Below are 25,237 nucleotides of genomic sequence, written 5' to 3'. Positions count from 1 at the left end.
CCAGTTCTGCTATGCTTAAATCTGGATGACGTCAATAAGGAGTTTATGATGAAAATATCCCCCTGGCTCTGCGCGGCTCTGCTGCTGGGTTCGACATCAGCGCTTGCCGCACCGGATTCCTGCGAACGGGTAAAAAACGATATTCAGCAGAAAATCATCAATAACGGCGTGCCGGCGACGGGCTTTAGCCTGAGCATCGTCCCCAGCGACCAGCCTGACCAGCCCGGCGCTCAGGTTGTCGGACACTGCGCCAACGACACCTTTAAAATCACCTATACCCGCAGCGCCGGCACCGACAGCGAAGCGCAGTAACCCGCCCTCTGCTTCAAGTGAAGGATATTATCCCTGGGTTGACCAGGGATAATATTCATCTACCTCTATATAAGTATTATGGATCTCCCATCCGCTCGAATGCAGAACCCGGCGGAATTTCATCATAATAACAATCAGGGAGTGAGTAATGTCTTATCCGGAATATGACGGCGGCCTCAGCCGTCGCACGCTAATTAAATCCTCAGCGATCGGTTCACTGGCATTAGCAGCCGGCGCAGTGTCGCTGCCGTTTAGCCTGCACGGCGCGGCGGCGGCCGTTCAGCAGGCCACCCAGGGCGAAGAACGGGTGGTGTGGGGAGCCTGCTCGGTGAACTGCGGCAGCCGCTGCGCGCTGCGTCTGCACGTACGCGATGACGAAGTGGTGTGGGTTGAGACCGATAACACCGGGCAGGATATTTATGGCGATCACCAGGTGCGGGCCTGCCTGCGCGGCCGCTCTATCCGCCGACGCATCAACCACCCCGACCGCCTGAACTATCCGATGAAACGAGTCGGTAAGCGCGGCGAAGGAAAGTTTGCCCGCATCAGTTGGGACGAAGCGCTGGACACTCTGGCCGGCAGCCTGCAGCGGATCGTTAAAGAGTACGGTAACGAAGCGGTCTACATCAACTACTCCTCCGGGATCGTCGGCGGCAACATGACCCGCTCGTCGCCCTCCGCTTCCCCGGTAACCCGCCTGATGAACTGCTACGGCGGCTCTTTAAACCAGTACGGCACCTACAGCACCGCCCAAATTGCCTGCGCCATGCCCTACACCTACGGCAGCAACGAGGGCAACAGCACCTCCGACATCGAAAACAGCAGGCTGGTGGTGATGTTCGGCAATAACCCGGCGGAAACCCGCATGAGCGGCGGCGGGATTACCTATTATCTTGAACAGGCTCGCGAGCGCTCCAACGCCAGAATGATCGTTATCGATCCGCGCTATACCGATACCGCCGCCGGCCGCGAAGACGAGTGGATCCCCATTCGCCCCGGCACCGACGCGGCGCTGGTGGCCGGCATCGCCTGGGTACTGATAACGGAAAACCTTGTCGACCAGCCGTTCCTTGATACCTGCTGCGTAGGCTACGACGAAAAAACGCTACCCGCAGGCGCGCCGGCAAACAGCCATTATAAGGCCTGGATCCTTGGCGAAGGGAATGATGGAACCGCTAAAACGCCGCAGTGGGCGTCGCGGATTTGCGGCATTCCGGTCGACCGCATCGTCAAGCTGGCGCGAGAGATCGGCAGCACCAGGCCGGCCTATATTTGTCAGGGCTGGGGGCCGCAGCGCCAGGCCAACGGCGAGCTGGCCGCCAGGGCCATCGCCATGCTGCCGATTCTGACCGGCAACGTCGGGATTAGCGGCGGCAACAGCGGCGCGCGCGAATCAACCTATACCATCACCATCGAGCGCCTGCCGGTGCTGACTAACCCGGTGAAAACCGCCATCTCCTGCTTTAGCTGGACCGACGCCATCGCGCGCGGGCCCGAAATGACCGCCCTGCGCGACGGCGTACGCGGCAAGGATAAGCTGGACGTGCCGATCAAGTTCCTGTGGAACTACGCCGGGAATACCATTATCAACCAGCATTCTGACATCAACCGGACCCACAAAATCCTGCAGGACGACTGCAGGTGCGAAACCATCGTGGTGATCGATAACTTTATGACCTCATCGGCTAAATATGCCGACATCCTGCTTCCGGACCTGATGACCGTCGAGCAGGAGGATATTATCCCCAACGACTACGCCGGCAATATGGGCTACCTGATCTTTATTCAGCCCGCCACCTCGCCGAAGTTTGAGCGTAAACCGATCTACTGGATCCTCAGCGAAGTGGCAAAACGCCTCGGTGATGAGGTCCTGCAAAAGTTTACCGAAGGACGTACTCAGGCGCAGTGGCTGCAGCATCTTTACGCCCTGATGCTGGCGAAAGACCCCGCGCTGCCCGCCTACGACGAACTTAAAGCCATGGGGATCTATAAGCGTAAGGATCCCGCGGGCCATTTTGTCGCCTATCGCGATTTCCGCCGCGACCCGCTCGCCAATCCGCTAAAAACGCCTTCCGGCAAAATTGAGATCTACTCCAGCCGGCTGGCCGATATCGCCGCCAGCTGGCAGCTTGCGGCGGACGACACCATCAGCCCGCTGCCGGTGTACGCCTCCACCTTCGAAGGCTGGGATGACCCGCTGCGCAGCCAGTTTCCGCTGCAGCTTTTTGGCTTCCACTATAAAGCGCGTACCCACTCGAGCTACGGTAACGTCGATATTCTGCAGGCCGCCTGCCGCCAGGAGGTGTGGATTAACCCGCTGGACGCCGAGCGTCGCGGGATTAAAAACGGTGATATGGTGCGCGTCTTTAACCAGCGCGGCGAGCTGCGCATTCCGGCAAAAGTAACGCCGCGCATTATGCCCGGTGTCTCAGCGATGGGCCAGGGTGCGTGGCATGACGCCAATATGGACGGGGATCGTGTCGACCGCGGCGCCTGCATTAATACGCTGACCACCCACCGTCCGTCGCCGCTGGCGAAAGGCAATCCTCAGCACACCAACCTGGTTGAAATTGCCAAAGCCTAAGGAGAACGAGTATGGGAAACGGATGGCATGAATGGCCGCTGGTGCTGTTTACGGTGCTGGGCCAGTGTGCGGCGGGAGCGCTGATCGTCAGCGGCCTGGGCTGGCTGTCGCTGAAAAATAACTCCGAAGCCCGGCAGCGCCTGGTGCGCAGCATGATCGCTATCTGGCTGCTGATGGGGGTCGGCTTTCTCGCCTCCATGCTGCACCTTGGTTCACCGCTGCGGGCGTTCAATTCGCTCAATCGCCTCGGCGAGTCGGCGCTGAGTAACGAAATCGCCAGCGGCATCATCTTCTTTGCCGTCGGCGGGCTGTGGTGGCTGCTGGCGGTCACCAGCAAAATGCCCGCCGCGCTGAGCGCGCCGTGGCTGGCCGTGAGCATGCTGCTGGGGGGCATTTTTGTCTTTGCGATGACCCGGGTTTACCAGATTGATACCGTTCCGACATGGTATAATGGCTATACCACCGGCGCCTTTTTTCTGACCCTGCTGCTCTGCGGGCCGCTGTTTGCCGCACTGCTGCTGCGTGCAGCCAACGTGTCGTTTAACGGCAGCGTCTTCGCCTCGCTGAGCGTTCTGGCGCTGCTGGCCAGCATTGCCATCGTCGTGCTGCAGGGTTTTGGCCTCGGCGATATTCACAGCTCGGTGCAGCGCGCCGGCGCGTTGGTTCCGGGGTACGGGTTCTGGCAAACCTGGCGCATCGCGCTGCTGGCCCTTGGTCTCGGCTGCTGGCTGTGCCCGCTCATTCGCGGCATCCGCCCGCGTACCGGCGGGTTATGCCTCGGGCTGCTGCTGGTACTGGCCGGAGAACTGATTGGCCGCAGCCTGTTTTATGGCCTGCATATGACCGTCGGCACGGCAGTTGCTGGTTAATTTTTCGTGCGCGGACAGCCGCGCCGCAGTAAGGAATATAAGCATGATGCAACCCCCATTCCGCGACGCCGTCGCGCTAAGCGCCCGCACCCTCGGCGCGCTATTTTCGTTTGCCCCGCAAAGCGAGCAGGCCGCCCCGCTGGTCAGCGCCCTGCGCGACGGAAGCTGGCAGGCCCAGTGGCCCTTTGCGGTGCCCGCTGAGGTGGTTGCCCGCTTCGCCGAACACAACGACGAGCCGCTGGCCGAGGCGTGGCAGCGCCTGTTTATCGGCCCCTGGGCCCTGCCGGCACCGCCGTGGGGCTCCGTCTGGCTGGATAAAGAGAATGTCCTGTTCGGCGATTCGACGCTGGAGCTCAGGGAGTGGATGCGGCAGAACGGCATCGCCCGCGCCGCGCAGAACAACGATCCGGAAGATAGCTTTGGCACCCTGCTGCTGCTGGCCGCCTGGCTATGCGAGTCCGGGCAGGATGAGGCCTTTTCGCAGCTGCTGGCCCGGCATCTGCTGCCCTGGTCTGGCCGCTTCCTGGCGGTTTTCGTCAGCGAAGCCGGGCATCCGTTCTACCAGGCCCTGGGTCAGCTAAGCCAGGCCACGCTGGCGGAGTGGCAAGACACGCTGACTCTTGTCGTCGCCGACAAACCGCTCTATCGCTAGTCTCGTCGCCATCTCGCGGATCTCGGATGCCCAACCCATGAGTGACAACGTCACATAAAGTATCTTCCGTTCCTCCTTTTCTCCGCTGCGCGGCGGCAAAGGAGGCACTTATCGCTTTTGCTTATAACGTTATTCCCCTGCACAATAAGGCACTCATTCCCGCAACGCGTAATGTTCGATGCATCGTTTGCCTGCTTATCCTGATATTCAGGTCATGTTTCGCCGCCTGCTGGTCGCCACGCTGATCGGTATTCTGGCAGCGCTCGCCGTGGCGCTCTTTCATGCCGCGATGGGGCAGCTGGAGGCGCTGCTCCTCAGCAATCGGAGCGGAAGCCTGGTCAACGCCGCCGAATCGCTGCCGTGGTGGCGACGGCTGCTGACGCCAGCGGCCGGAGGATTTGCCGCCGGCACCCTGCTCTGGCTCTGGCAGCGCCGCACCCGCCAGCGTCCGCACGCGCCGACCGATTATATGGAGGCGCTGGAAACCGGCGACGGCCGCTTCGATACGCCGGCCAGCCTGATAAAATCCTGCGCCTCGCTGCTGGTGGTGACCACCGGCAGCGCCATTGGCCGCGAGGGGGCGATGATCCTGCTGGCGGCGCTGGCGGCGTCGCTGTTCGCCCGGCGCTTCACGCCCAAAGAGGAGTGGAAATTATGGGTAGCCTGCGGTGCCGCCGCCGGGATGGCCAGCGCCTATCACGCCCCCCTGGCCGGAAGCCTGTTTATTGCCGAGATTCTGTTCGGTACGCTGTTGCTGGCTTCGCTCGGCCCGGTGGTTATTTCAGCGGTTGTCGCGCTGCTGGTCAGCCATCTGCTAAACGGCAGCCAGCAGCCCCTTTACCAGGTGACGCTCAGCCTTCCCCTCACCGCCGTTCACTACGGGCTGATGCTGGCGACCGGCCTGCTGGCCGGGCTTTGCGGGCCGATCTTCGTCTGGCTGATGGGCTGGAGCCATCGCGGCTTTCTGCGCCTGCGCCTCTCGCCGCCCTGGCAGCTGGCGCTCGGCGGCGTCATCGTTGGCCTGCTGTCGCTGCTGACGCCGGCGGTGTGGGGGAACGGTTACAGCACGGTACAGAGCTATCTCCAGTCGCCGCCGCTGCTGGGAGCAATCGCCGTGGTATTCGCCTGTAAGCTGCTTGCGGTACTGGCCAGCAGCGGCTCGGGCGCGCCCGGCGGCGTGTTTACGCCGACGCTGTTTGTCGGGCTGGCAATGGGCATGCTGTTCGCCAGCTTCACCGGCCTGTGGCTGCACGGTTCTGAGGTGGCGATTATGCTGGGTCTGGCCGGAATGGCGACCTTCCTGGCGGCAACAACGCACGCGCCAATTATGTCGACCCTGATGATTTGTGAAATGACCGGGCAATATGCGCTACTGCCCGGCTTGTTGATGGCCAGCGTGCTGGCATCGGTGCTGTCGCGAACGCTACGCCAGGACTCGATCTACCGCCATCACCTCACCTAGCCGCGCCAGGTCAATATACTGGCTCAGCTCGCGCTGCTCGGCGCGCGGCAGATAGGGCAATTCGCCGATCAGCGGACCCGGCAGTTTTTTGCTTAAGACGTCGATGATTTCAGCGTAGTGCGCCAGCCCCGGATTAATGCGGTTGGCGACCCAGCCGATAAGCGGCAGGCCGTCATTGGCAATGGCCTGCGCGGTCAGCAGGGCGTGGTTGATACAGCCCTCCTGAATGCCCACCACCATCAGCACCGGCAGCTGCTCCTGCACCACCCATTCGGACAGCGGACGCAGATCGTTCATCAGGCTGCGCCAGCCGCCGGTTCCCTCAACCACCACGTGGTCGACCTGGCCGCTCAGGCGCTGCAGTCCGTCCGTCAGCAGCCCGTAGTTGATGGGGCTGCTGTGCGCCACGCTGCTTTCATCTTCGCTTAACGCTATGGGATTGACAGCATCATAGGGTAACGCCAGCGTCGACACGCTTTGTAAAATCAGCGCGTCTTTGTTACGCAACCCGTCCGGCGTCTCTTTGCTGCCCTTCGCTACAGGCTTGTACCCGGCGACGCTTTTGCCCTCAGCGGCCAGTGCCTGCAGCAGCGCACGAGAAACCACCGTCTTCCCGACGGCGGTGTCAGTACCTGTTATAAAGAAACGCTTAAACATCACTAACCCCACAGTTATGTTGATGAAATATATACCCGTCATGCTTCAGGCGGCATAGCGGTTAGCGCTCCTCGCTCACCCTGAACACTTAGCGAAGTAAGGCGTCGGGATTCCCTGCGTAGCGGCCTTCCGGCTGCGCGAATCGTGCGGATATATACAGAAAATGGATAGAAAACTGTGGGAAAAGTCTACGCGAAGCCGGCGAATGCCAGCTTGAGATAGCGCAATTTTTAGTGTGACTATGAAAAAATGTTAACCCTGTAACAGTCGTATCAGCAGCGATCCGTTATAGAGGGCATCTTTAACCAGCGCGGCGCCGGCCATAGTTCCGCGGTTGGAGAACTGGGTACTTTCGACGGTAATGTGTCGGCTATAGGCCGGCAGCGACTGTTGACGAATGCAGTCAGAAATAGCCGGAAACAGGATATCCGCCGCGAGGCTAAACGGAGAGCCGATAAGTATTTTTTGCGGATTGAAGAGGTTAACCATGATCGCCAGAATTCGTCCGACGTGCTGGCCGACGCCGCTGATAATATCGCGAGCCAGCAAATCGCCCTGCAGCGCCGCCTGACAGAGCCACTCAACGCTCAGCGGCTGCTGGTGCAGCATTGAGCTCATCGATTTGGTCATCCGTACCTGAGTAAGCTCCAGCACGCTCTCGACGCTGGCAATGGTTTCCAGACAGCCGTGGTTACCGCAGTAGCAGCGCTTGCCGTAAGGGTCGACCTGAGTATGGCCGATCTCCACCAGGCTGCTGCTCCCGGCGTGCAGCAGGCGGCCGTCGGTAATCACCCCGGCGCCGACGTTATGGTCAATCACCACCTGAATCACGTCCCTCGCCCCTCTGGAGGCGCCAAACAGCGACTCCGCCATGGTCCAGGCGCTGATATCGTGCTGAATATAAACCGAAACACCGGTATGGTTGGCCAGCACTTCGCCAAGCGGCAGATCCTTCACGTCATCATAAAACGGCATCCGATGGATGATGCCATTTTCGGTATCGATAATTCCCGGCATGGTCACGGCGATTGCCGTCAGGCGTTCCAGCTTCTTTTGATGGCGAATAAAAAAGCGGTCGATATGCTCAACGACCCGGCTCAGGAAAGGCTGTTCGTGCTGCAGCGCCAGCTCGAGCTGCTCCTCGACCACCAGCTTGCTGCTTAAGTCGCGCAGCGCGAGGTGAATCTCACCCCGGCTGATACGCACGGAAAGATAGTGCCAGGCCTCGGTTTCCACCATCAGGCCCACCGCCGGACGCCCGCGGCTGCCCGGATCCTGGATTTCCGTCTCCTGCACCAGATGCGCTTCCAGCATCTCGCGGACAATTTTGGTAATACTGGCCGGCGCCAGCTGGGCAAAACGGGAGAGATCGATGCGCGATACCGGGCCAAGCTGATCGATCAGGCGATACACTGCTCCTGCATTGGTCTGCTTTATTTGATCGATATGGCCAGGCTGACTATCCGCTACCACCGTTGACTCCCTTTATTTTCGCGCTTCGAAATAAACTTTCAGCTATGGTGAAGCACTTCGACGGTGCACGTCAAATTTTTGCTTAGCCTTGTGATTTACCGCACAATTTTGAGCTGATTTTGTCCTAATTGTGCATCAAAGCGGCGTGAAGAAGCTGCTCCCGGAAGCGCTGTGCCGCCTGCCCCTGCTCGCGATGCTTCGACCAGACCAGCCACATTTCGGAAACGGCGTCCTGCTCGACGATCGGCAGCCAGCGCATTTCATTGAGCTGAACCCGCTTAAAAGAGGCTGGCAGAATGGATACGCCAAGCCCGGACGACACCAGACCAATAATCGTCATCGCCTCGCCGACCTCCTGAGCAATCGTCGGCGTGAGGCCGTAGCGGCGCATCAGGCCGAGAATATCGTCGTACAGACCGGTACCCACGTGCGGGTCAAAAAAGACGAACGGCTGACGCGCCAGCTCCGCCAGGCTGACCGCATCCTGGCGCGCCAGCGGATGATCGCTGGGCACCATTGCCAGCAGCGGTTCGCGCAGAATGCACTGCCACACCAGCGTTTCCGGCAGCCGGGTGTTGCGCATTAGCCCGAGGTCTAACGCTCCTTCGTTAAGCGGCACAATTTGTTCCCGGGTGTTGGTTTCCCGGGTCTGGATATGCACGTCCGGATAGCGGCGGCGAAAGGTCGACAGGGTATCGGAGACGGCCTTAATAAACGGCGCCGAGGAGGTAAAGCCGATATGCAGTTCGCCGGTTTCGCCGTGGTGCAGACGTCCCGCCCGGGCGGCGGCATCCTCAACCTGGGTGAGGATTTGGCGGCTATCGGCAAGAAACTGCTTTCCCGCCGCCGTCAGGCTGACGCTGCGGTTGGTGCGGGCAAACAGCCGGGCGCCGATCTGCTGCTCGAGGATCTGAATCTGCTGGCTCAGCGGCGGCTGGGAGATGTTCAGCCGCGCCGCCGCGTGGCCAAAATGGAGCTCTTCGGCGACGGCAATAAAGTAGCGCAGGTGGCGCAGCTCGATATTCATATTTAAAACGTCTTATTTGAGATTATTAATATATTAGACAGAATATTTACATTTTCATACTCTAAAAATGTGATCTGTGAGGTCACCTAACCCCGAGTTTCTCAGCAAGGATTTTCCGTGAGTCGTACAACTACCGCTGACATCGCGCCGGCAAGCGAAGTCATCGACAATAATGTGGTATCCCAGCCAAATCAGTTTATTAAACGCGGTACTCCTCAGTTTATGCGCGTCACCCTGGCGCTGTTCTCTGCCGGTCTCGCCACCTTTGCCCTGCTCTACTGCGTGCAGCCGATCCTGCCGGTGCTGTCGAGCGAGTTCGGCATCACGCCGGCCAGCAGCAGTATTTCGCTGTCGATTTCCACCGCCATGCTCGCCGTCGGGCTGCTGTTTACCGGTCCCATCTCGGATGCCATCGGGCGTAAAAAGGTGATGGTTACCGCGCTGGTGCTGGCCTCCTGCTGCGCCCTGCTGTCAACGGTCATGACCACCTGGCACGGGATCCTCATCATGCGCGCGCTGATCGGCCTGTCGCTCAGCGGCGTGGCGGCCGTTGGCATGACCTACCTGAGCGAGGAGATCCACCCCAGCGTGGTGGCCTTCTCGATGGGGCTGTACATCAGCGGCAATTCGATCGGCGGCATGAGCGGACGCCTGCTCACCGGGGTGTTTACCGACTTCTTCGGCTGGCGCGTGGCGCTGGCGGCGATCGGCTGCTTTGCCCTCGCCTCGGCCATTATGTTCTGGCGAATTTTGCCGGAGTCGCGCCATTTCCGCCCGACCTCGCTGCGGCCAAAATCGCTGCTGATTAACTTCCGCCTGCACTGGCGCGATCGCGGCCTGCCGCTGCTCTTTCTCGAAGGGTTCCTGCTGATGGGGGCTTTCGTGACGCTGTTTAACTACATCGGCTATCGTCTGATGATGTCGCCGTGGTCGCTGAACCAGGCGGTGGTCGGCCTGCTCTCTGTCGCCTATTTGACCGGAACCTGGAGCTCGCCGAAGGCCGGGGCCATGACCGCCCGCTACGGACGCGGCCCGGTAATGCTGGTCTCTATCGCGGTGATGCTTGGCGGCCTGCTGCTGACGCTTTTCCCCTCGCTGTGGCTGATATTCAGCGGCATGCTGCTCTTTTCGGCCGGTTTTTTTGCCGCGCACTCGGTCGCCAGCAGCTGGATTGGCCCGCGCGCGCGCCGCGCCCGCGGCCAGGCATCATCGCTGTATCTGTTTAGCTACTATCTGGGTTCCAGCATTGCCGGGACCTTAGGCGGGGTGTTCTGGCATAACTACGGCTGGAATGGCGTTGGCGGCTTTATTGCCCTGATGCTGATGGCAGCACTCGTTACCGGCGCCTGTTTGCACAAGCGTCTGAAATAGCGAGTAATCACGTGGCCTTCACGGCCACGCTGCTCACCACATTCCCAGTATCGATGAGGCCCCCAGCAGCTCTCTGACGGCGTCGATTGAAAGGAGTGCGATAAACAGCAAGGTGAACGGATTCATATTAACCCCGCATCAGCGGCCCTGGCTCCCTATGAGTTTAGCCGCTGGCTGAGAAACAATCTGCTATCCTGGCCACATCATGATGACATTATGATGACCGCCGCCGTCGCGGGATTGCTACAGCATTCCCGCCCACGCGGAAATCAGCAGCAGCAGCGCCATCGCGCGCTGGAAACGAACCAGCGCCGCAGGGGTGCGAAAGACCCGGTTGACGATCTGCCCCAGCCACGCCCACGCCGCCAGGCACAGCAGCGAAATCACTAAAAACCACGCCGCCATCCGCGCAATGCTCCATATCGCCCCGTCGCCGGTGGGCGCAAACAGGCCAACCACCGCCAGCGCCATCATCCACGTCTTCGGATTAACTATCTGCAGCAGCGCGGCGGCGCGGGCGGTAAAGCGCGCCGCGGTGGACGTATGCAAATTCGGCGCCGGCGCGTTGAACAGCTGCCAGCTAAGCCAGCTGAGCCACAGCGCGCCGGTCCAGCTCATCAGCTGGCGGACCAGCGGATGTTGATGCAGAAGCTCCCCGGCACCGGCGCCGGATATCAATACAATCACGCTGGCCGAGACGCAGGCCCCCGCCACCGCGGAGAGCGTCGCGCGTACGCCATAGCGCTGGCTGTTGGTGAGGATCAGGATATTCGTCGGCCCAGGAGTAATGGAGGCGACGAAGGCAAACAGCAGATAGGGCAGCAGATCCACAGGTGACTCCTTGTTGTCAGGAGCCACCACTGTGCGGCTATTTTCTGCGAACGTCTGGAAGGTTTGTGCAGAGGTGCCGGTAGTGGGCCGGGGTGAGCCGATACGAACGCAGGAACCAGCGGCCAAGATGGCTTTGATCGGCAAACCCCGTCGCGGCGGCGACGTCCACCGGCAGCTCGCCGCAGGCCAGCAGCTGGCGCGCTTTCGCCAGCCGCAGCTGGATAAGCCACGCGTGCGGCGCGAGGTGAAACTCGCGCTTAAAACAGCGCGTCAACGTGAAGCGATCGGTCCCGGTGGCCGCCGCCAGGTCGGCAAGACCGATATTGTCCCCCATATGCGCATACAGATAATCCCTCGCCCGGTGCGCCACCGCCGCGCTCCGGATATGCGACGGCAGCTTTTTCCGCCAGCTGCAGTGCGCGGTGAGCTCGGCCAGCAGGTCATCCATACGGCTCTGCTGCACGATGCGCATCTCATTGCCGTGCAGCGTCGAAAACGTCTCGCCGATAGCCCGAACGAGACGCGGCTCGCGGGTCAGGGTGCGGGGAAAATGGAGCGAGTAGCTGCCGGGAACCGACTCGTAGAGGCCCTGCAGGGTGTGCGTCAGCCAGCGTTCGTCGAGATAGAAGGTCAGATAGGTGAAGCCCCCCGCCACCGGCGCGTCGCCGTCGTGGATCTCGCCGGGTTCAAGCAGGAAAGCGTCGCCGGGATGGCTGCGATGGCGCTCCCGGCGGCAGGAAAACTGCTGGGTCCCGGACAGCGTTATCCCCACCAGATAGCTGTCGTGCCAGTGCGGATCGTAGGCATGCCCCTCGAAGTGCGCCTTGATGGTTTCAATTCCCGAATCTGCATGCTGTCGCAGCTCAAGCCAGTCGTTTGTCATAATCTCTCCCCCACGCCATCAGCATTGTCTATCCTTTTACGTCTGTCTGGAAGATTTGTGCAGTTCAGCGCATCGCCAATCCCGGCAGGCAATTCACTCGCGTCGCTCGACCCGTCCGGAGGATCAGGATAGTGTAGGGGTCAACAGGCTATGCCTCTCGTTCACTTGCAACAGGTCAGAATTTACTATGGCAGAAAACAAAAACTATCAGCAGCTTACCCATACTTTCCAGCGTCTGTCGCGCTTTTCACATCTGGGCGCTATCGCCGGGTGGGATATGTTCGCCATGATGCCGCCGGGCGGCAGCGCGGCGCGCGGTGCGGCGCTGGCGGAACTGGGCGTGCTGCAGCACCAAATCCTGACCGATAAGAGCGTGGCTCAGGCGCTGCACAATGCCCTGCAGGAAGATCTTAACGACGTTGAGCAGGCCAACCTGCGCGAAATGACCCGCCAGCACGCTCAGGCGGCCCTGCTGCCGGAGAGCCTTGTTGAGGCTAAATCGCTGGCCGGCAGCCGCTGCGAGCACGCCTGGCGCAGCCAGCGTCCGGCCAATGACTGGGAAGGCTTCGCCGATAACCTGCGCGAAGTCGTCAAGCTGAGCCGCCAGGAGGCGGCCCTGCGCGCCGAAGCTAAGGGCTGTTCGCCGTACGATGCCCTGCTGGATATTTTTGAACCCGATATGACCAGCGCCCGGCTGGACGTGCTGTTTGCCGACCTCAAGTCCTGGCTGCCGTCGCTGCTGGCGAACGTGGTTGAGAAACAGGCCCAGCATCCGCTCATCGCGCCGCAGGGCCCGTTCCCCATTGCCGATCAGCGCGAGCTCGGGCTGGAAGCGATGCGCGTGCTGGGCTTTGACTTCAACGCCGGGCGTCTGGACATCAGCGCCCATCCGTTCTGCGGCGGCGTGCCGCAGGATGTGCGTATCACCACCCGCTACAACGAAGACGATCTGCTGAGCGCGCTGTTTGGCGTTATCCACGAAACGGGCCACGCCCGCTATGAGCAGAATTTGCCGCGCACCTGGATCGATCAGCCGGTCGCCCTCGCCCGCTCGACGGCGATCCACGAATCACAAAGTCTTTTTTTCGAAATGCAGCTCGGCCGCAGCGACGCGTTTTTAAACCGTCTGCTGCCCGCCGTACGCCAGCGTTTCGGCGAGCAGCCGGCGTTCAGCAGCGAGAACTTCATTGCCTGGAATCAGCGCGTTAAGCCCGGGTTTATTCGCGTGGACGCCGATGAGGTCAGCTATCCGGCGCACGTTATTCTGCGCTATGAGATTGAGCGAGCGCTGATCGATGGCGACATCGAGGTTGACGATATCCCGGCGCTGTGGGATGAAAAAATGCAGAGCTGGCTGGGACTCTCCACCACCGGTAACTATCGCAACGGCTGTATGCAGGATATTCACTGGACCGACGGCGGCTTTGGCTACTTCCCTTCCTATACCCTGGGAGCGATGTACGCGGCGCAGCTGATGGCGGCCGCCAGACGCGCCTTACCGCAGCTCGAGAGCCAGATTGCCAGCGGCGACTTCTCCAGCCTGTTCGACTGGCTGCAGCAGAACATCTGGCAGCACGGCAGCCGCTTCACCACTTCCCAGCTGATTCACAACGCCACCGGGGAAGATTTGAACAGCGACTACTTCCGCCAGCATCTGACCTCCCGCTATCTGTAAAACTCCGCGCCGGGCAACGTCCCGGCGCATTATTTCTACATAATGATCCGCGTCGTACATTCGGTTACACGCCGATACCAAACACTCACGGAAAGCTCGAAAAGAGAAGCATATAGTTCTTTCACCGGCCCCGCAGTGGGGTTGAATGAAAAAAACCTTTTCGAGGATATCAGAATGAAAAAAGTATTAGCTCTGGTCGTTGCCGCTGCTATGGGTCTGTCTTCTGCTGCTTTCGCTGCTGATGCAGTAAGCACCACTCAGGCTCCGGCTGCTGCAACTCACAGCACCACTGCCAAGACCACTCATCACAAAAAACATCACAAAGCCGCCGCTAAACCGGCCGCAGAGCAGAAAGCTCAGGCTGCAAAAAAACACAAAAAAGCAGAAGCTAAACCGGCCGCCGCTCAGAAAGCCCAGGCTGCTAAAAAGCACCACAAAGCTGCAGCAAAACCGGCCGTAGCGCAGAAAGCTCAGGCTGCGAAGAAACACCACAAAGCCGCTGCTAAACCTGCCGTAGCGCAGAAAGCTCAGGCCGCTAAAAAACACCACAAAGCTAAACACCACGCTGCGGCTAAACCTGCTGCACAGCCGGCTGCATAATTAACCCGGTTAGTCTGGTATCGTAATAAATCGGCGCTGCTTCAGCGCCGTTTTTTTCTGGAGGATACTATGCTGCGGCGCTACCGTTTCGAGCTCATTCTGATCCTGCTGATTATCTGTGCGCTGGTTGCGACCCGCTTTTTTCTCTACTAACGCGGAACCGCTTAATCATCCCCTTCGATCGGATAACCCGCCTGACGTATCGCATTTCGACAGTCGCTGACCCCTGCCGCATAGCCTGCTTCAATCTCACAGACCGGACTCGCACAGCACACCGGCAGCCTCACCGGCGTTGCCAGCTGTCGCTCCAGCTGCGTAATTCTCTCCCGGGCAGCCAGAAGCTCGGCGGCGAATAGCGCGGGCGCAATATCGTCTCTTTCACCGTTCGCCGCTGCGCGCAGCGCGTCATTCTCGATCATCGTTAACTCTCCTTCCCGGTAGCCCCCTTCAACCATAGCCTCTTTACGCGGACCTAGGCCCGGCTCCCGATGAATTGCCAAAGATTGTAGCCAAGGCCGTAGAGGGCCATGACCAGCAGGAAAGCGGCCGACATCATCGTTAACAGCCGGGTGTGCGCCGGCGTCAGCCAGCGATGAATGGCGAGAATATAAAGTGAGAGTACGCTAAGGTCGATAACCACCCACAGCGCGGTCAGGATCCCAAGGCTCGTGCCGCTATCGGCGGTGATATGAATAAACTGCGGAAAAAACGCGACAAAAAACAGAATGTCTTTGGGATTACCCAGGGCGGTGATAAATCCCACCGTCAGCCCGCCGCGCCGGGCCGCCGGGCGAGCGGCTGAGGTTTCGCGCAGCATTCCTACCGCCAGAAAGGCAACGTACAGCGATCCGCCGATCGCCACCAGCGTCAGCGCCTGCGGGTCGAGGTGCAGCGCGCCGGTCAGCATTGCCGCAGCGACCGCTATCAGCAGCAGCGAGGCCAGATTGCCGCCGATCATCGTCCGTATCGCCCGGGCGTAACCCTCCCGCGCCGCCGTCCCGGTCACCAGCAGCACCACCGGCCCCGGGGTCGCAATCAGGGCCACGACCGTCAGACAATATCCCGCCACCAGCATGTAGTTCATGATAATAACTCACTCAATAATTTAGATTGCTGCATTCTGTTCTTTGATTAACAGATTGAAAAACGAGAAATGGTGAGTTTGAATGTGAGTATGACTCACTATAGAGATCCATAACGATGTCGACGCCTCCCCTCTACGCCCTGCGCGCGTTTGAAACCGCCGCGCGTCTGGGCTCGTTTAGCCGGGCCGCGGCCGCGCTGCACGTCACTCCCGGCGCCGTCAGCCGGCATATCGCTACCCTGGAGGCGTGGTTCGAGTGCCGGCTGTTTATTCGTCAGGGGCCAAAAGTGATCATCACCGATGCCGGGCGGCAGCTGGCAAACGCGCTGGAGGAGAGCTTTTCGGCCATCGACAGGGCCTGCCATACGCTGCGCCGACAGGCGGGAAAGCTGCGGCTGAAGGCGCCCTCGACGCTAACCATGCGCTGGCTGCTGGACGTACTGCAGCGCTTTCGCCAGCAGCATCAGCGCCCTGAAATCGAGCTCAGCAGCGTATGGATGGATAAGGACAGCGTGGATTTTGCGCGGGAGCCGTACGACTGCGCGATCCTCCTTGGCGACGGGAACTTTGGCGCGGATAAGCGCCAGACGCTGCTGTTCGCCGAGTGGCTGATCCCGGTCTGCGCGCCGGCAATGACGCCGGCGGCGCGGGAAGATTTAGCCTCCTGTCCGCTAATTCACCCGACCACCGACCGCCGGGACTGGCGGCGCTGGCTGCAGCATAGCGGGCAGCATTCGGCGGTAGATCTCTCTCAGGGGCTGGTTTTCGATAGCCTGGAACAGGGCAATATGGCGGCCATGAGCGGTCACGGCGTTTCGGTGGGCGATCTGCTACTTAGCCAGCAGGCGCTGCAGGCGGGACTGCTGACGCTGCCGTTTTCGCAGGCCGTCGCTACCGGTGAGGGATACTATCTGGTGTGGTCTGCAAATACGCTCAGCCCGCAGCCGATTGCTCTGCTGCAGGCATTTTTGCTCGCGCACGTCCCGGGGCCTTTTCCCGACGGGATCCTTCGGCGGGGAAAAGCCCCGCAATGACGCGCAGCGATGTGGTGATGGCTTACAAAACGCTGACCGCCTGCGCCACCAGATACCCCGCAGCACCCCAGATAAAGACGGACACAACGGATACATAAACCAACGCACGAATACCTTTTTTCGACATACGTCCTCCCGAGACTGGAGCCAGAAATCACCGATATCATCGCGGGGACAACATCTCTGTTTGCTCAACGGCTGCTATCAATAACAGCGTTTTGAGTGAGAAAATGTTTCGTTTTGCAAGTAAGCACAAATGGTGTAAAAAAGGACGGTTTTTTGTGAAGTTGTTTGTTTTATATAGCATTAGTCTAATGATTATTATTAACAAACGCCGGAAAAACGCATCATGACCGGGCGCAGATAGCGCCCTCTTTTTGGTACTTTCTGTAACCCGATATCTGTTGCTTCCAGGGCCGCTTTCTGCGGAAATGACAGCAGCAAAAAATACGCGCTAACTAGTTGAGTTATCGACCTTCTTTGCGTGCGAAGCGGCAATTTTACCGGGGGCTAACGGTGTAGTGATTTAATTAAAATTACTGTTAACTTTCATAAACTTAAATCTCCTGCTACTTTCAATATACCCAAAATCATCCCCGGCGCACTCGGGTGGCCAGCAGGATGGTGAGTATAATTATCTCCTCAGAGAGTGATATGCGTAGAGACGTACTGTTATTACTGTGTTCATTTTGCCTGTTTCCTCTGTTTGCACAGGCTGACGATGACGGCATGAGCGCGAAAGATATCAAGACCCTGTTTTTTGGTCATGATGACCGCAAGCCGGTAAGCAACCCCGCCGAAGCCCCGTGGGACGCCATTGGCCAGCTGGAAACGGCCAGCGGCAATCTGTGCACCGCCACCCTTATCGCCCCCAACCTGGCGCTGACCGCCGGGCACTGCCTGCTGACGCCGCCAAAGGGCAAGCCGGATAAAGTCGTCGCCCTGCGCTTTATCTCGCGCAAAAACGGCTGGGTTTATGAAATTCACGGCGTCGAGGGTCGGGTGGACCCGTCATTAGGCAGGCGCCTGAAGGCCGACGGTGACGGCTGGATAGTCCCCTCCGCCGCCGCGCCTTCGGACTTTGGTTTAGTGGTGCTGCGCTATGCGCCTTCCGGAATCGACCCGATCCCGCTGTTTCCCGGCAGTAAGGCCGACCTGACCGCCGCGCTAAAGGTCGCCGAGCGCAAGGTGACCCAGTCCGGCTACCCGGAAGATCACCTCGATAATCTGTACAACCATCAGGACTGCATCGTGACCGGCTGGGCCCAGACCTCGGTTCTGTCGCACCAGTGCGATACCTTACCCGGCGATAGCGGTTCACCGCTGCTGTTAAAAACCGAAGGCGGCTGGCAGGTGATTGCCGTCCAGAGCTCGGCGCCGGGGCCGAAGGATCGCTGGCGCGCGGACAATCGGGCCATTTCGGTAACCGGTTTTCGTGACAAGCTGGAGACGCTGGCCGGCGAGTAACCGCTACCCCTGCTGCTGGCGCAGCTGAAGCAAAGAGGCAATCGGCATGGGCTCGCTGAAATAGTAGCCCTGCAGCTTGTCGCATCCCGCACGACGCAGCAGCGCCAGCTGCTGCTGATTTTCCACGCCCTCCGCCACCACCGTCATGCCCAGCGCGCTGGCGATGCGCACGGTACCGCGCACTAGCTCCGCCGCCTGCGGGTCGGTGTCTACCAGCCCGGCCAGCGATTTATCGATCTTCAGCGTGTCAAAACTGAAGCTGCGCAGATAGCCAATACTGGAGTAGCCGATGCCAAAATCATCCAGCGCAACGGCCGCCCCCAGCGCCTTCATGTTTTCAATGGCCGCGCGGGCGCGTTCGGGGTTCTCCATCACGTAGCTCTCGGTGACTTCAACCTGCAGGCGGCGGGCCGGGAAATGGCAGCGGGCGAGGACCTGCACCACCCGCGACTCAAACTCCGGGTCGCGAAACTGCGCCGGGGAGATATTTACCGACAGCATCAGATCCCCCATCGGCTGCAGGTCGCAGCAGGCGCGATGGAGCACAAACTGGCCGAGCGCGTAAATCAGGCCGCTGCTCTCGGCGACGCTGATAAAGGCGTCAGGCGGCAGCGCGCCCTGGGGCCGACGCGGCCAGCGTATCAGCGCCTCCACGCCTTCGATGGTCAGGGTTCCGGCGTTGACTATCGGCTGATACCAGACGTCAAACTCGTCGTTTTCAAGCCCCTGACGGATGCCGTTTTCCAGATTCAGCTGATACTGCCTGGCGTCGCTCAGCGCCTCGTCGTACCAGGTTGTGCGCCCCTTTCCGGTCTTCTTCGAATGATACATGGCGATATCGGCGCGGCGGAAAAGCTCGGTGCTGGAGCACAGGGCCGGCGCTCCGCTGGCAATCCCGAGGCTGGCGCTGATATAGATTTTGCGATCGCTCAGGTCAATCGGCGATTTCAGCATTTCCAGCACCGCCCAGGCGAACGCCGACGCCTGGCTTATCGCCTGCTCGCCGCCGACGGTCATGGCAAACTCATCCCCGCCCATGCGCGCCAGCATCCCTCCGGCGGGGACCTTCTCCTGCAGCGCGCGGGCGACGTGGGTAATCAGCGCATCGCCGACGTCGTGCCCGTAGTTATCGTTAACGTCTTTAAAGCCATCGAGATCGATAAATACCACGCTCTGCATCTCGTGCGGCGATCGTTCACACACCACGTTGAGCCGCTCAATCAGCGCCCGCCGGTTGGGCAGCCGGCTCAGCCAGTCGGTCATGGCAATTTTACGCGCCAGCTTTTCCCCGCGCGCCAGCTTATACAGCCCCAGGCAGCTAAAGAGGATGAACAGCAGGATCAGGCTGGCGGCCACCAGCGCGATCAGGCGAATGCTGCCGGATGCCGCCTGAGCCGCCTCCGCCCCCGGCAGCCGCGGCTGCCAGCTGAGGTAGCTAATAATCTCCCCGCCGTTGGTGCGCAGCGCCACGCTATAGTCACCGCTGGTTTCGGTGGTATGCAGATGACGAATTTGAAACGTATCCCCGAGCTTTTGCAGCATATCGGGGTTGATGTGTCGGGTAATCACCAGATAGCGCCGCGTATCGTCGTACACCTGCAGGCGGCCCACGGTCGGGCGTATCAGGCCAATAGCGATAAAGGCAATGCCCTCCCGGGTTCGGGTTATCCCGGCCCAGGCGCTGGTTCCGCTGCGCAGCGCCGCGCCGTGCTGGGCGATCATCGACTGCAGACCGCTGCCGAAAAAGCCGATATCCGACTCGTTAAAGGACTGACTGCGAAACGATCCCCACAGCACCCGGTAGTGCTGATCGAGGACGAAGGTACCGTCGTAGAGGTTATTTATTTTGAAGCCCGAACCCCAGGAATCAAACAGCCATTTGGTGTCGAGCGTTGGGGCATAGGCCTGCTTAACGGCGTCGTCCCAGATGGAGTTATCCAGCACCAGCGACATCACGCGGTTCACTGAGGTCTGCACCGCGCCGTTAACCGAAAGCACCGAGCGGTGGCGGTCGATCTCGTTCGCTTTGATGCCAATCAGGTGCTGCGACAGATAAAGCAGAGATATAACCGAAGCGATCAGGCCAATTCCGGCGAGGAGAATAATGACCGCAAGCGTTTTGGCCGAAGGAAGATGACGCCAACCAGGCAAGTTAACCATTATCTATCCTCATCGCGGCTGGGAAAAAACGCACCGAATATACTCTTTTTTAAAGAGTAATACAGAGAACAGATTTTGCCGCCTGCCCGCGCAGGCGGCGTTCAATCAGGCCAGTTTTATTAACACCATCCCGATAATCAACAGCATCACGCCGACCCAGCCTTTACTGTTCAGGCGCTGGCCGAACAGGACCCAGCCGGCGGTGATGGTCGCGGCAATACCGAAGCCGCCCCAGAGCGCATAGGCCACCGACAGCTCAATCCCCTTCACCGCCTGCGAAAGCGCGCTGAACGCGCCCAGTACGGCGAGCAGTGACATCACGCCGTAGATCTTGCGGCGAAAGCCATCAGAAAACTTCAGGAAGACGTTAGCGGCAATCTCCAGCACGATGGCCAGCGCCAGCCAGGCCGCATGGATCCACTCAAACTGTTGCATGGGTCCTCTCTTCTGGCTGCTTCACCGCCTTTTTGGTGCCGGACTTGATGAGAACAATCCCGACCACCAGCGTCGCCAGACCCGCCATTTTGACCACCGAGAGCGTCTCGTCAAACAGCAGGACGCTGAACAGCGTGATCAGCAAAATACCGATACCTTCCCACAGGGCGTAGGCCACCCCGAGGGCAATTTTTTTAACCGCGAAGGCCAGAAAAATATAGGAAAGCGCAATCATTGCCAGCATTAAAATAAAACCGGTGCGATCGCCGCTGACGCTCGCCCATTTCATCGAAAGGGTCCCGGTAATTTCTGCTACGATAGCAAGTGCTAATAAAATCCAATAAAACATGATCCCTTCTCCTGCTTGAGAATATAATCCATTACGGCCTACAGCAAAGGTAAACCGAAAAATTCTGACGTAGATTTAGCCGTGCGCAACGCTGCGCCAGCTCAGGCAGAGAGAGGGATCTAAAGCGCTGAACGCCAGTGCTGTTCGCCAGCAAAGCGTGAGTTTGTGCGGGAAAGCGAAGGGAGATAACAAATATAGATACTGAACTGATTGTCCATAAAATTACAATTATCCGCGGTATTGCTTCTCGTCATTGCGGATGAAAATTGTCCTCGGTAGTTATACACAGCTAATTTGTAGCATAATGCTACATTATACTCAAAGCCTTTGCATTTCTTTACCTCGGCTATTTGATTTAGATTAGCTTTTTCTGATGCCGATCGCCATTATGATGGCGCGCCGTTATTTTAATTTTGTCGCCTGATGATTTTATCGCCGGCGGCAGAGGCGTCACGAACAATAACTCCACGCTGTACACGCAAAAAAGTCGTGATTTTTTATCCGCATCTGCGTCTACAATGTGAGGAAAACAGGCTCTATTTTCAGGGATTCGCATGGCCAAACCCATCATCACTCTTAACGGATTAAAGATTGTCATCATGCTGGGCATGCTGGTCATCATCCTTACCGGCATCCGCTTCGCCGCGGATATTATCGTCCCCTTCGTTCTGGCGCTGTTTCTCGCGGTGGTCCTTAACCCGCTGGTGCAGCTGATGGTGCGCTGCCGGGTCCCGCGGGTGCTGGCGATCTCACTCTTAATCAGCGCCATCGTGATGCTGGCGATAGTCCTGCTGGCCTCGCTCGGCACCTCCCTCAACGAGCTGGCGCGCACCCTGCCGCAGTATCGCGCCTCGCTATCAGAACCGGTGCAGACCGTCACCCCGTGGCTGCAAAGGTTCGGCTTTACCGTTTCCGTCGTCGAGCTGAACAAATATATTGACCCCAACGCGGTGATGACGATGGTCACCGGCCTGCTCACCCAGCTCTCTAACGCCATGTCGTCGATCTTCCTGCTGCTGCTGACGGTGGTGTTTATGCTGCTGGAGGTGCCGCAGCTGCCGGCCAAGCTGCAGCAGCTAATGACCCGCCCGGTTGAAGGCATGGGCGCAATCCAGCGCGCGCTCGACAGCGTCTCGCACTATCTGGTGCTGAAAACCGCCATTAGCCTGGTCACCGGGCTGGTCGTCTGGGGCATGCTGGTGCTGCTGGAGGTGCGCTTTGCCTTTGTGTGGGGGCTGCTGGCCTTCGCGCTCAACTATATTCCCAATATCGGTTCGGTGCTGGCGGCCATTCCGCCTATTTTACAGGTGCTGGTGTTCGGCGGCCTGTATGACGCGCTGATCGTGCTCGCGGGCTATCTGGTTATCAACCTGCTGTTCGGCAATATTCTCGAGCCGCGGATTATGGGACGCGGGCTCGGGCTCTCAACGCTGGTGGTGTTCCTGTCGCTGATTTTTTGGGGCTGGCTGCTGGGGCCGGTGGGGATGCTGCTGTCGGTACCGCTGACCATCATTGTCAAAATTGCCCTTGAACAGAGCGAGAGCGGACAGAGCATCGCCTTCCTGCTGAGCGACCTCAGCAAGGATTAACCTCCCTACTTCCACTACGGGCCAGCCGGCCCGTAGACCACTACTCCTTTAGCATTATTGATCCTCGTCACATCCCGCGTCCGTCATTCATTACTCTTATGCTAACAATCTGCCCGCGGGCTTAATTGATGCCCTGCGCCTCGCGTCGCACACTAACTTCCACACCATGACAGTCAAAACGATTTGTCGAATCAGGAGGTTAATAATGAATGCCGAACAAACGACGGGACGGGTCTGGAACCGCCGCCGTACGGAAAAGCAGCGGCGACTGACCGCCGCCAACGTCTCCGGTAAGGTTATCCCCACCGAACAGCTGGTCGACGCGCTGGAGCACCTGCTCGCCCCCGGCGATCGCGTGGTGCTGGAAGGCAATAACCAGAAGCAGGCCGACTTCCTCTCTCGCATGCTGGCGGAGGTGAACCCGCAAAAAGTCCACGACCTGCATATGATCATGCCGAGCGTCGGGCGCAGCGAGCATCTGGACCTTTTTGAAAAAGGTATCGCCCGCAAGCTCGACTTCTCCTTCTCCGGCACCCAGAGCCTGCGCATTTCGCAGCTGCTGGAGGATGGTCTGCTGGAAATCGGCGCCATTCACACCTATATCGAGCTCTACTCCCGCCTGTACGTCGATCTTTCGCCGAACGTCGCGCTGATTGCCGGCTATAAAGCGGATCGCAAAGGCAACCTCTATACCGGGCCGAGCACCGAAGACACCCCGGCGCTGGTTGAGGCGGCGGCCTTCCACGACGGCATTGTGATTGCCCAGGTGAACGAACTGGTCGACGACGAGTGCGATCTGCCGCGCGTCGATATTCCGGGCTCGTGGATTGATTACGTGGTCGTCGCCGATAAGCCGTTCTTTATCGAACCGCTGTTCACCCGTGACCCGCGCCTGATCAAGCAGGAGCATATCCTGATGGCGATGATGGCGATTAAAGGCATCTACGCCGAACATCAGGTGCAGTCCCTGAACCACGGCATCGGCTTCAACACCGCCGCCATCGAGCTGCTGCTGCCGACCTACGGCGAACGCCTCGGCCTGAAGGGCAAAATTTGTAAGCACTGGACGCTCAACCCGCACCCGACGCTGATCCCCGCCATCGAAAGCGGCTGGGTGGAAAGCGTGCACTGCTTCGGCGGCGAGCTGGGGATGGAGGAGTACATTCGCGCTCGTCCGGACGTGTTCTTCACCGGCGCCGACGGTTCCATGCGCTCGAACCGCGCCTTCTGCCAGCTGGCGGGGCAATATGCGGTCGATATGTTTATCGGCTCAACCCTGCAGGTTGACGGCCTCGCCAACTCGTCAACGGTGACCCGCGGCCGTCTGTCCGGCTTCGGCGGCGCGCCGAATATGGGTCACGATCCTCACGGTCGCCGTCATGCTACGCCAGCCTGGCTGAACATGATCACCGAACCGGATCCGATGCAGCGCGGTAAAAAGCTGGTGGTGCAGATGGTCGAAACCTTCCAGGCCGGCGTGAAGCCCACCTTCGTCGAGAAACTCGATGCTATCGAGGTGGCGAAAGCCTCCGGCATGCCGCTGGCGCCGGTGATGATCTACGGCGATGACGTTACCCACGTGCTCACCGAAGAAGGCATTGCCTACCTCTACCGCGCCGAAAGCCTGGAAGAGCGCCGGGCGATGGTGGCGGCGGTCGCCGGGATCACCGACATCGGCCTTGGCGTCGACGCGAAGCGCGTTGCCGCGCTGCGCCAGAGCGGCAAGGTAGTTTATCCGGAAGATATCGGCATTCGCCGCAGCGACGCGACCCGCTCCCTGCTGGCCGCCGGCAGCGTAGCCGACCTGGTGGAGTGGTCCGACGGACTCTATAACCCACCGGCAAAATTCCGGAGCTGGTAATGAAACTCCTGTCACAGACTTATGCCGAGGTGCAGGCAGAAGCGCTGGCGTTCATCGCCCGCGACTGTCTGATCGACGAAGCGCGATTAAGCCCGAAGCCGGGTCTGGTGGACAGCCGGGGAAACGGTGCCCATCACGACCTCACCCTGGCCCTGATGGAGCGCTCGGCGCACAGCCTGGCCCCAACGTTTCTACAGCTGGCCCAGCATAGCTGGCAGCGCCCCGCCGACATCGCCCTGCGCGAAACCGTCGGCCGCTTAGGGCGCGAAGGCGAGCAGCAGATGATGGCAGCCACCCGGGGCGTGAACACCCACCGCGGTGCCATCTGGGCGCTCGGTTTACTGGTCAGCGCTGTGGCGATGCATGGCGGTAACGCAGGCGCACAGCAGATTGCACAATCCGCTGCCCTGCTCGCCCGCCTGCCGGACGGTGCCGCACCAAAGACCTTCAGTAAAGGGCTGAAAGCCACGCATCAGTACCGGGTACCCGGTGCACGTGAAGAGGCGCAGCAGGCGTTTCCGCACGTGATGCAGCTCGCGCTACCGCAGCTGCTGCGCAGCCGTGCAATGGGGGCCAACGAGAGCGAAGCCCGCCTTGACGCACTGATGGCGATCATGACCTCGCTCAGCGATACCTGTGTGCTTTCACGAGCCGGCATGCCCGGTCTGGAAGCGATGCAGGCAGGCGCCCGCGCGGTACTGAACGCCGGTGGTTGCGTCACTGTACAAGGCCGCGAGGCGCTCGCTGAACTTGATGCTCAGATGCTCGCCCTTAACGCTTCGCCCGGTGGCGCCGCGGATCTTCTCGCCGCCACGCTGTTTCTTGACAGGGTCAGCCAGCCCGCGTCTTGCTCAATTTAAAG

Annotated in this window: 25 protein-coding genes; 14 read left to right on the top strand and 11 right to left on the bottom strand. The window is 59.8% G+C overall.

Features of this window, described 5'->3' with window-relative positions; translation table 11 throughout:
- Positions 1–48: 48 nt before the first annotated feature.
- The 5 genes from HCK03_RS12445 (at position 49) to clcB (ending at position 5,879) form a co-directional block, all read left to right on the top strand.
- A complete protein-coding gene (locus HCK03_RS12445) occupies positions 49–312 on the top strand; it encodes a DUF1161 domain-containing protein (protein ID WP_041145746.1) in 264 nt (87 codons plus the stop codon).
- A gap of 148 nt (positions 313–460) precedes the next feature.
- The gene (gene ynfE, locus HCK03_RS12440; protein ID WP_167691653.1) at positions 461–2,896 is read left to right on the top strand and encodes a selenate/tellurate reductase subunit YnfE; all 2,436 of its coding nucleotides are present in this window, start codon (positions 461–463) and stop codon (positions 2,894–2,896) included.
- An 11-nt stretch (positions 2,897–2,907) separates the two neighbouring features.
- On the top strand, positions 2,908–3,765 hold the full coding sequence (locus tag HCK03_RS12435) for a DmsC/YnfH family molybdoenzyme membrane anchor subunit (protein ID WP_041145748.1): 858 nt from the start codon (positions 2,908–2,910) through the stop codon (positions 3,763–3,765).
- Positions 3,766–3,808: 43 nt separating this feature from the next.
- Positions 3,809–4,417 (top strand): Tat proofreading chaperone DmsD, encoded by a 609-nt coding sequence (gene dmsD, locus HCK03_RS12430; RefSeq protein WP_041145749.1) that lies wholly within the window; start codon positions 3,809–3,811, stop codon positions 4,415–4,417.
- Positions 4,418–4,595: 178 nt separating this feature from the next.
- On the top strand, positions 4,596–5,879 hold the full coding sequence (gene clcB / locus HCK03_RS12425; RefSeq protein WP_041145750.1) for a voltage-gated ClC-type chloride channel ClcB: 1,284 nt from the start codon (positions 4,596–4,598) through the stop codon (positions 5,877–5,879).
- Here clcB and bioD read toward each other — a convergent pair.
- The 3 genes from bioD to HCK03_RS12410 form a co-directional block, all read right to left on the bottom strand.
- Positions 5,841–6,536 carry a dethiobiotin synthase gene (gene bioD / locus HCK03_RS12420; protein ID WP_041145751.1) on the bottom strand — a complete coding sequence of 232 codons (696 nt, stop codon included), beginning with the start codon at positions 6,534–6,536 and terminating at the stop codon, positions 5,841–5,843. The genes clcB and bioD overlap by 39 nt on opposite strands.
- A 252-nt stretch (positions 6,537–6,788) precedes the next feature.
- The gene (gene mlc / locus HCK03_RS12415; RefSeq protein WP_041145752.1) at positions 6,789–8,009 is read right to left on the bottom strand and encodes a sugar metabolism global transcriptional regulator Mlc; all 1,221 of its coding nucleotides are present in this window, start codon (positions 8,007–8,009) and stop codon (positions 6,789–6,791) included.
- 124 nt (positions 8,010–8,133) lie between these two features.
- Positions 8,134–9,036 carry a LysR family transcriptional regulator gene (locus HCK03_RS12410; RefSeq protein ID WP_041145753.1) on the bottom strand — a complete coding sequence of 301 codons (903 nt, stop codon included), beginning with the start codon at positions 9,034–9,036 and terminating at the stop codon, positions 8,134–8,136.
- Positions 9,037–9,153: 117 nt separating this feature from the next.
- Here HCK03_RS12410 and HCK03_RS12405 point away from each other — a divergent pair, with 117 nt between their 5' ends.
- Positions 9,154–10,407, top strand: coding sequence for an MFS transporter (locus HCK03_RS12405; RefSeq protein WP_167691652.1), 1,254 nt, complete (start codon positions 9,154–9,156; stop codon positions 10,405–10,407).
- 33 nt (positions 10,408–10,440) lie between these two features.
- Here HCK03_RS12405 and HCK03_RS26355 read toward each other — a convergent pair whose 3' ends face one another.
- The 3 genes from HCK03_RS26355 to HCK03_RS12395 all read right to left on the bottom strand — a co-directional run bounded on the left by HCK03_RS26355 (position 10,441) and on the right by HCK03_RS12395 (position 12,121).
- Positions 10,441–10,533, bottom strand: a complete 93-nt coding sequence (locus tag HCK03_RS26355; protein ID WP_217698319.1) for a KPN_01571 family protein — start codon at positions 10,531–10,533, stop codon at positions 10,441–10,443.
- Between the two features lie 117 nt (positions 10,534–10,650).
- Complete coding sequence (locus HCK03_RS12400) at positions 10,651–11,238, bottom strand: LysE family translocator (RefSeq protein ID WP_167691651.1); 588 nt, start codon at positions 11,236–11,238, stop codon at positions 10,651–10,653.
- A 37-nt stretch (positions 11,239–11,275) separates the two neighbouring features.
- Entirely contained in the window at positions 11,276–12,121 is an 846-nt protein-coding gene (locus HCK03_RS12395) for an AraC family transcriptional regulator (RefSeq protein WP_167691650.1), read from the bottom strand.
- Positions 12,122–12,308: 187 nt separating this feature from the next.
- Here HCK03_RS12395 and HCK03_RS12390 point away from each other — a divergent pair, with 187 nt between their 5' ends.
- From HCK03_RS12390 to ydgU, 3 genes are all read left to right on the top strand, one after another.
- On the top strand, positions 12,309–13,796 hold the full coding sequence (locus HCK03_RS12390; protein WP_115192589.1) for a carboxypeptidase M32: 1,488 nt from the start codon (positions 12,309–12,311) through the stop codon (positions 13,794–13,796).
- A gap of 174 nt (positions 13,797–13,970) precedes the next feature.
- Entirely contained in the window at positions 13,971–14,396 is a 426-nt protein-coding gene (asr, locus tag HCK03_RS12385) for an acid resistance repetitive basic protein Asr (protein ID WP_071844927.1), read from the top strand.
- A gap of 69 nt (positions 14,397–14,465) precedes the next feature.
- Complete coding sequence (ydgU, locus tag HCK03_RS26695) at positions 14,466–14,549, top strand: small membrane protein YdgU (RefSeq protein ID WP_095103248.1); 84 nt, start codon at positions 14,466–14,468, stop codon at positions 14,547–14,549.
- Positions 14,550–14,560: 11 nt separating this feature from the next.
- Here the strand turns inward: ydgU and HCK03_RS12380 are convergent, their stop codons facing one another.
- On the bottom strand, positions 14,561–14,815 hold the full coding sequence (locus HCK03_RS12380; RefSeq protein ID WP_041145758.1) for a hypothetical protein: 255 nt from the start codon (positions 14,813–14,815) through the stop codon (positions 14,561–14,563).
- Between the two features lie 53 nt (positions 14,816–14,868).
- Positions 14,869–15,480 (bottom strand): LysE family translocator, encoded by a 612-nt coding sequence (locus HCK03_RS12375; protein WP_115192587.1) that lies wholly within the window; start codon positions 15,478–15,480, stop codon positions 14,869–14,871.
- Between the two features lie 116 nt (positions 15,481–15,596).
- Between HCK03_RS12375 and HCK03_RS12370 the strand changes: the two genes are divergently transcribed.
- Both HCK03_RS12370 and HCK03_RS12365 read left to right on the top strand, forming a co-directional pair.
- A complete protein-coding gene (locus HCK03_RS12370) occupies positions 15,597–16,514 on the top strand; it encodes a LysR substrate-binding domain-containing protein (RefSeq protein ID WP_123552234.1) in 918 nt (305 codons plus the stop codon).
- A 654-nt stretch (positions 16,515–17,168) separates the two neighbouring features.
- Complete coding sequence (locus tag HCK03_RS12365; RefSeq protein WP_123552233.1) at positions 17,169–17,981, top strand: trypsin-like serine peptidase; 813 nt, start codon at positions 17,169–17,171, stop codon at positions 17,979–17,981.
- A 3-nt stretch (positions 17,982–17,984) separates the two neighbouring features.
- Here HCK03_RS12365 and HCK03_RS12360 read toward each other — a convergent pair whose 3' ends face one another.
- The 3 genes from HCK03_RS12360 to mdtJ form a co-directional block, all read right to left on the bottom strand.
- Positions 17,985–20,141, bottom strand: coding sequence for a putative bifunctional diguanylate cyclase/phosphodiesterase (locus HCK03_RS12360; RefSeq protein WP_134526265.1), 2,157 nt, complete (start codon positions 20,139–20,141; stop codon positions 17,985–17,987).
- Between the two features lie 105 nt (positions 20,142–20,246).
- Entirely contained in the window at positions 20,247–20,576 is a 330-nt protein-coding gene (gene mdtI / locus HCK03_RS12355; RefSeq protein ID WP_041145763.1) for a multidrug/spermidine efflux SMR transporter subunit MdtI, read from the bottom strand.
- Positions 20,563–20,925, bottom strand: coding sequence for a multidrug/spermidine efflux SMR transporter subunit MdtJ (gene mdtJ / locus HCK03_RS12350; RefSeq protein ID WP_041145764.1), 363 nt, complete (start codon positions 20,923–20,925; stop codon positions 20,563–20,565). Before mdtJ ends, mdtI begins: the two co-directional genes overlap by 14 nt.
- Positions 20,926–21,479: 554 nt before the next feature.
- Between mdtJ and HCK03_RS12345 the strand changes: the two genes are divergently transcribed.
- The 3 genes from HCK03_RS12345 to HCK03_RS12335 all read left to right on the top strand — a co-directional run bounded on the left by HCK03_RS12345 (position 21,480) and on the right by HCK03_RS12335 (position 25,235).
- Entirely contained in the window at positions 21,480–22,514 is a 1,035-nt protein-coding gene (locus HCK03_RS12345) for an AI-2E family transporter (RefSeq protein ID WP_041145765.1), read from the top strand.
- A 205-nt stretch (positions 22,515–22,719) separates the two neighbouring features.
- On the top strand, positions 22,720–24,375 hold the full coding sequence (gene mdcA, locus HCK03_RS12340) for a malonate decarboxylase subunit alpha (protein WP_041145766.1): 1,656 nt from the start codon (positions 22,720–22,722) through the stop codon (positions 24,373–24,375).
- Positions 24,375–25,235 carry a triphosphoribosyl-dephospho-CoA synthase gene (locus HCK03_RS12335; RefSeq protein WP_115192583.1) on the top strand — a complete coding sequence of 287 codons (861 nt, stop codon included), beginning with the start codon at positions 24,375–24,377 and terminating at the stop codon, positions 25,233–25,235. Before mdcA ends, HCK03_RS12335 begins: the two co-directional genes overlap by 1 nt.
- Positions 25,236–25,237 lie beyond the last annotated feature (2 nt).

The organism is Klebsiella terrigena (genome assembly GCF_012029655.1).
Lineage (GTDB): Bacteria > Pseudomonadota > Gammaproteobacteria > Enterobacterales > Enterobacteriaceae > Klebsiella > Klebsiella terrigena.
The sequence above is the reverse complement of the archived record's forward strand: the minus strand, read 5'-3'. Positions and strand labels throughout refer to the sequence as shown.